We start from the raw sequence: 6,179 nt of genomic DNA, 5'->3' as shown, positions 1-6,179 counted from the left end.
TCCAGGGATTTTTCCGTGACCCGAATTTGGCCTACATCGCGGCGTGACTCGACTTACTTACGATCGCCTTAGTAAGCTTCGCTAATATGCCAGAAGAACGACCTACAAGACTGCGACGTGCCTGTTTTGAGGGTGGTGGCCGGTCAAAGCCTCACTAAAACGTCAGACACGCCTCGGCGACACTGCCAGAAGCTCGACGGCTCAGGCGTCTGTTGGTAAACATCTTCGGCTGTGGGCGCGGGCGCGACGTAGCCAAGAGCACAGTCGAATGCCCGTAGACACATTTCGGCGAGGTCGGCTCGCGTGATTTTCTGCGACTGAACCCATTTCACGCATGCCGAGCGAACGAAAGCTAACCATCCCTCTACAGCAATCTCAGTGACATCGCGGCGACGTCCTCCGGCGACCAGTTTGTCAATCAGGCGTTGGCCGATGACATTCAGTTCCTCGGTGATGATCACTTGGATCGCCGGATCGTCCGAAAATGCGCCGCGGTTGATAGCAACTGCTTCAAAGGGGTGATCGGCAAAATATTGGATATGAGCCTCGATTCCGTCGGCAAGCTGTTCCGCGAGTGGCAGCCGCGGATCCGGATTAGCGCGCGACAGTAACCGATGACTAGCGCGCTTGAATATCGCCACGTATAAATCTCGCTTGCTCGGAAAATAGTGATACATCAACGCTCTCGACACGCCCGCGCGCGTGGCGATTTCCTCGACAAAGACATCTTTATACGGCTTTTCTGCGAACATCGCTGCCCCGGTATCGAGCAGCTGTTCACGTCGCTGTTGCGGCTGTAACCGTCGTGCTGTCATACAACACCCTCCACCAGATCAAAACGCAAAAGCATCACTAGTCAGGCGAGTTCAGCGTCCCAATCTCGCTCTTGGAGTGCGTCGCGGATGTACTTGAGGAACCTTGCGGCCGTCACACCGTCGAATGCCCGGTGGTCGTAGGACAGCCCGAGGATGCACATGTGGTGGATGGCGATTGCGTCGCCGACAACAGTGGGTCGTCGTGAGACACCGTCGGTGGTCATGATCGCCACGTTGGGCTGGTTGATGATCGCCGCCGAGGCGTAGCTGCCCAGCGGCCCAGGGTTGGTGATCGTGAACGTTGAACCGGTCAAGTCGTCGGGCGTGATTGTCTTCTGCTTCGCGGCATCTGCGACCGCTTTGATACCGCGCGCCATGCCACGCAGATTCAACGTGTCCGCGTGCTTGATCACCGGCGCCATCAACCCTTGCTCATCGAGATCGACGGCGATCGCAAGATTCACGTAGCGGTGCAGCGTCATGGTCTTGCTGGCCAGGTCCAGCGACGAATTAACCGCCGGGAAGGCCCGCAACGCGTCGATCGTCGCCCGGGCGATGAAGGCCAGGTACGTCAGCGATGCGCCCTCGTGTTTTTTGAACTGCTCCTTATGCCGGCGCCGAGCATGTTCGATGCGCTCTAAGTCGACTTCCACGGAGGTCCACACGTGCGGAGAGGTTTGCCGCGACTGCAGCATCCGTTCGGCGGTGACAAGCCGTATCCGCGAGAGCGCCACGACCTCCTCGCGGTCACCATGCACCGGAACGGCGACCGGAGCGACGGGCACTACCGGCGGTGTCGGTGACGCGGCCTGGCCAGCAATCGCCGCCAAGACATCTTCGCGCCTGATCCGCCCGCCCGCGCCCGACCCCGAAACGGTGGACAGGTCGAGGCTGTTTTCCGCGGCGAGGCGACGCACGACCGGGGACAGCAACCGACCACTGCCGTTGCCCATAGGCCGGTGTGCTGCGGGGGCCTTGGTGAGTGTGGTGACCGCCGCGGCCGGTGTCGCAGGGACCTCGACGGGCGTGCCAGACGGCGCGTTGGTGGGGGCAACTTCCGCCGGTCCGATCCGTGCGAGTTCGGTGCCGACCGCAACGGTTTCCCCTTCTGCGACAAACACTTCCAGCAACACACCGTCATAGGGGCTGGGCAGCTCCGAGTCCACTTTGTCGGTGGAGACCTCAAGCAGCGGATCGTCGAATGCCACGTGGTCACCGACCGATTTCAACCAGCGGGAAACGGTACCTTCCGTGACCGTTTCACCGAGTTTCGGCATCCTCACCACGTACATATCGTCTGCCATCTTCGCTCCGTTTCAGCCATGCAGCGAACGCCCAGTCAAGGCGAGCATTGTTTCTCCCACGGCCTCCGACAGGCTGGGGTGCGGATGGATGAATGCGCCGACTTCTTCGGGCAGCGCCTGCCAATTGACCGCCAGATAGCTTTCGGCAAGCAGTTCACTCGCCCACGGCCCGACGATGTGCACTCCCAGGATCGGTCCGTCTCGCTGGGCGACGACCTTCACCATCCCGTCAGTGTCGCCGATAATCATGGCCCGCCCGTTACCGGCGAATTTGTGCTTGTGTACCACCACGTCATAGCCCGCGGCCTTGGCGCCGGCTTCGGTGTAGCCCGCCCAGGCAACCTCGGGATGGGTGTAGACCACCCACGGAATGCGCGCGTAGTCAATCGGTAAAGGTCGCTCGCCAAGGATAGCTTTGATCGCCACGATCGCCTCGGCGTAGGCGATGTGGGCAAGTCCACACGTATCGACGACGTCGCCGACCGCGTAAACCCCGGGCCGGCTGGTCGCCATCGTCGCGGTATCGACGTCGATGAATCCTTTGTCGGTGACCCGGACTCCCGCATCGGCCAGGCCCATGTCCTCGCTGCGAGGACCGCGCCCGACCGCCACCAGGACCTGGTCGACTTCGATTTTTACCGATTCGCCGTTGCCTTGGAAGCCGAGAACGATTCCACTGCTAGACTTTTCGGGTGGATTAACTTTCACCCCGGCGTGAATGGTGGTGCCACGCCCAAGGAGTGCCCGGCGCAACGTTTGGGCGAGCTCCGGTTCCGGTCCGGTCGGCAAGACACCGCCCGGCAACGCCTCCAGCAGCGTGGTCTGAACCCCGATATCGGTGAACATCGACGCGAACTCCGAGCCGATCACGCCACCCCCGATCACCGCAACCCGATCCGGCAGGCTAGAACTCCGGGTGCTGTGATCAGAGCTGACAATCCGCTCGTCTTCGAATTCGAAACCCGGGATCGTCCGTGGCGCAGAGCCGGTCGCAAGTATCACCGCCCGGCCGCGCAGCTGCGCGCCGTCGACCAAAACCGCACCGGAGTCCGTCAGCCGGGCGTGGCCGGTAACCAATTCGACTTTACGTTTTTTGATCAACCCCGTCAGCCCACCGACGAGCTTGTCGACGATCCCTGTGGTGCGCTTGGCCACCCGCGCCCAGTCGGTCGTGAACGTACCGTCGGTGATGACCCCGAAATCTGCCGCGCGCGTGGCGGTTCGGTACACTTCGGCGGTATGCAATAGCGCTTTGGCGGGAATACAGCCGCGATTCAGGCAGGTTCCGCCGACCGTGCCGCCCTCAACGAGCGCGATGCGCAAACCCGCCGACGCGCCGTAGAGCGCCGCCGCGTATCCGCCGGGACCACCACCGACCACCACTACGTCGTAATCGTCTTCGCCGCTCACGTCGCGACCACCTTGCGCAGCGTCTCGATGACCTGGGCGGTCTGCGGCACGACGGCGTCCTCCAAAGGAGGACTGGTCGGGATCGGCGTGTTTTTTGCGGCGATCCGCACGACCGGATGATCGAGGAACCAGAAACACTCCTCGGCGATGACCGCCGCGATCTCGGCGCCGTAGCCGAGCCGGCGGGCCGCCTCGTGCAAGACGACGGCGCGACCAGTCTTGCGCACTGACGCCGCGATCGTCTCCACGTCGAGGGGAACCAGCGTCCTGATGTCGATGACTTCGACCGAGATTCCCTCCTTCGCCAACTCGGCGGCAGCCTCCAACCCCTGATGAACTCCGACCGAATAAGTGACGAGCGTGACGCTGGTCCCTTCCCGCGCTACCGTCGCCGAGCCGATCGACACCGGATCCAGCGATAGCGGCGCCTTGATACGGCGGTAGAGATACTTGCTCTCCAGGTAGAGCACCGGGTTGTTGTCCCGGATTGCGCTGATCAACAGGCCTGCGGCATCACTCACCGTCGCCGGTGCGACGATCTTTAATCCCGGCACATGAGCGAAATAGGATTCGATGCTCTGTGAATGCGTTGGGCCCGCGCGCAGCCGGGCCCCGAACGGGCAGCGAAATGTGATCGGCATCGGGTCGCCGGTGCGGAAGTGGTGCCGCGCCACGACATTGATGATCTGGTCGAACGCACAGGAGATGAAGTCGGCGAATTGGAATTCGACGACCGGGCGCAATCCCATCAGCGCCGCGCCGGCTGCTAGGCCGGTGAACCCGGACTCGGCGATCGGGGTGTCGACCACGCGCCGCGACCCGAATCTCTCCAAAAAGCCCTTGGTCACCTTGAAAGCACCACCGAATTGCCCGACGTCCTCGCCGATCAAAAAGACGTTCTCGTCGGCTTCCATCGCGGCGGCCAACCCCTGACTGACGGCATCGAGGTAGCTGACCTCCGCAGCAGTCGGGGCAGCGGGTGCAGCGTTGCTAGTCCGCATAGACACTTTCCTCCATGGCGATTGGCTCCGGCATGGGGTCTGCGAGCGCCTTGGCTCGGGCGTCGATCGCTATTTGCCGCGATTCCTCCTTGATGGTGGCGATTTCATCGTCGCTAGCGAATTTCAATTTCTGAAGCTTAAAGGCGAACTCCTCCAACGGATCTCGCTTCGCCCACTCGTCCCGCAGCTCTTTAGGCACATAGTCCGCGGGGTCGTGCTCGGCGTGACCGTGCATACGCATCGTGACCGCCTCGATAAGCGAGGGGCCTTGTCCCGATCTCGCCCGTGCAACCGCGCGCAAGGTCGCCTCGTACACCGCGACCACGTCGATCCCGTCAACCCGCTCCCCCGGCATACCGTAGGCGCTCGCCTTGATCGCGAAATCCGGCGACTTCGTCGTCAACCGCAGCGGCGTCGAGTAGGAATATTGATTGTTTTCCACGACGAACACACACGGCAGGTCCATCACAGCAGCAATGTTGAGCGCCTCATGGAAATCGCCGCGTCCAGTGGAGCCATCACCGCAGTAGGCCAGCGCTACTCCGTCGCTGTGCCGGTATTTGAACGCGAAAGCTGCCCCGGTGGCAACGGGATAGTTGTCCGGGATGTGGCTTGGCGGGTTGTAAATATTGAGGTCGAGGCGCCCGTAATGCAAGGTGCCGTCTCGACCACCGGTCGGCGAAGTGGCCTTACCCAAGAAACTAGCCATTACCTCCCGCGGATCGACGCCGCGCCATAGGTGCGCTCCAAGATCTCGGTGCAACGGTGCAAGAAAATCGCTGGCCCGCAACGCCGCGGCCGTGCCCACCGCGATCGCCTCGTGCCAGTGCCCGGTATAAAGCGAGCCGAGCAACTCACCTTGGCGATACATGCTAACCATCCGATCCTCAACCGCGCGATGCAACGCCATGGTGCGGAACATTCGAAGATACAGTTCACGGTCCGGGGTGTGCCGTGCTTCTCGACGCTGGGCGTCCACGGCAGGCTTGTTTGTCTTACCGCTGGCTGCCATTGTCTTCGCCTTTCACCAATGCACCGGCCAGGCCGAAGCCCGCCAGCCGAAACTGTATGGTGCTCAATCCTTCTAACCGTTACATGTGGATTTTCTCGGGGCCGTCTGCGACCGCGAGCTGGACGACGACTCCGGTCCCCGCACGCAGTTGGTGTGATAACAGCAATGCGGGTGACGTCTGATCACCAGCGCGTCAGGCTCATGGATGTTCATCCCAGCTTGCCCTCGATCCTGAGATCTCCCCGTCCCTACAGTGCAGGGTCATGTTGGTGATAATGCGCCGCAAGTGGTGGCCAGGCAACAAAGACGTTCCACTGAGCGGCACAATCGGATGAGGCGATTTGACATATCCCACGCTGAAAAGCGGTAACGTCAATCTGCTGTAACGCCTTGCCTCAGCGCCGAGGCCGCGGCGATCCAGGTCTGCTGCGCCGACAAAGCACCGCTAGGCTAGCTGGCTGGTGTTTTTCGCGTGGCGTTGACCCGATATTCGGTCGTGATGGACGAGAATGGTTGGGCGAGTTTGGGTTTGACGCCGAAGCAGGCGGATTTGTGGCGCATGTGCTTCCCCCGAGATCGTGGAGGGTTTCTTAAGCCGCTTCTGGCTTCTGACGGTTTTCCCTGATCTCGTAGTTGA

5 protein-coding genes are annotated in these 6,179 nt (G+C 61.7%); all 5 read right to left on the bottom strand.

Annotated elements, in window-relative coordinates; all coding sequences use genetic code 11:
- Positions 1-143 precede the first annotated feature (143 nt).
- From FPZ47_RS26010 to FPZ47_RS25990, 5 genes are read right to left on the bottom strand one after another with little or no spacing between them, the layout of a single operon-like run.
- A complete protein-coding gene (locus FPZ47_RS26010) occupies positions 144-815 on the bottom strand; it encodes a TetR/AcrR family transcriptional regulator (RefSeq protein WP_144956936.1) in 672 nt (223 codons plus the stop codon).
- 41 nt (positions 816-856) lie between these two features.
- Entirely contained in the window at positions 857-2,119 is a 1,263-nt protein-coding gene (locus FPZ47_RS26005) for a dihydrolipoamide acetyltransferase family protein (protein WP_144956933.1), read from the bottom strand.
- 12 nt (positions 2,120-2,131) lie between these two features.
- A complete protein-coding gene (gene lpdA / locus FPZ47_RS26000) occupies positions 2,132-3,529 on the bottom strand; it encodes a dihydrolipoyl dehydrogenase (RefSeq protein WP_144956930.1) in 1,398 nt (465 codons plus the stop codon).
- Positions 3,526-4,530: an alpha-ketoacid dehydrogenase subunit beta gene (locus FPZ47_RS25995; RefSeq protein WP_144956927.1), complete on the bottom strand. Its 1,005-nt coding sequence runs from the start codon at positions 4,528-4,530 to the stop codon at positions 3,526-3,528. Before FPZ47_RS25995 ends, lpdA begins: the two co-directional genes overlap by 4 nt.
- Positions 4,520-5,542 (bottom strand): thiamine pyrophosphate-dependent dehydrogenase E1 component subunit alpha, encoded by a 1,023-nt coding sequence (locus FPZ47_RS25990; RefSeq protein ID WP_246133623.1) that lies wholly within the window; start codon positions 5,540-5,542, stop codon positions 4,520-4,522. Before FPZ47_RS25990 ends, FPZ47_RS25995 begins: the two co-directional genes overlap by 11 nt.
- Positions 5,543-6,179: the final 637 nt, after the last annotated feature.

It is taken from the genome of Mycobacterium helveticum (assembly GCF_007714205.1).
GTDB lineage: Bacteria > Actinomycetota > Actinomycetes > Mycobacteriales > Mycobacteriaceae > Mycobacterium > Mycobacterium helveticum.
The sequence above is the reverse complement of the archived record's forward strand: the minus strand, read 5'-3'. Positions and strand labels throughout refer to the sequence as shown.

What these genes read in the sequence shown, in the direction of transcription:
- FPZ47_RS25995 (WP_144956927.1), bottom strand. Translation starts at nt 4,530, where the DNA reads ATGCGGACTAGCAACGCTGCACCCGCTGCCCCGACTGCTGCGGAGGTC.
- FPZ47_RS26005 (WP_144956933.1), bottom strand. Translation starts at nt 2,119, where the DNA reads ATGGCAGACGATATGTACGTGGTGAGGATGCCGAAACTCGGTGAAACG.
- FPZ47_RS26010 (WP_144956936.1), bottom strand. Translation starts at nt 815, where the DNA reads ATGACAGCACGACGGTTACAGCCGCAACAGCGACGTGAACAGCTGCTC.
- FPZ47_RS25990 (WP_246133623.1), bottom strand. Translation starts at nt 5,542, where the DNA reads ATGGCAGCCAGCGGTAAGACAAACAAGCCTGCCGTGGACGCCCAGCGT.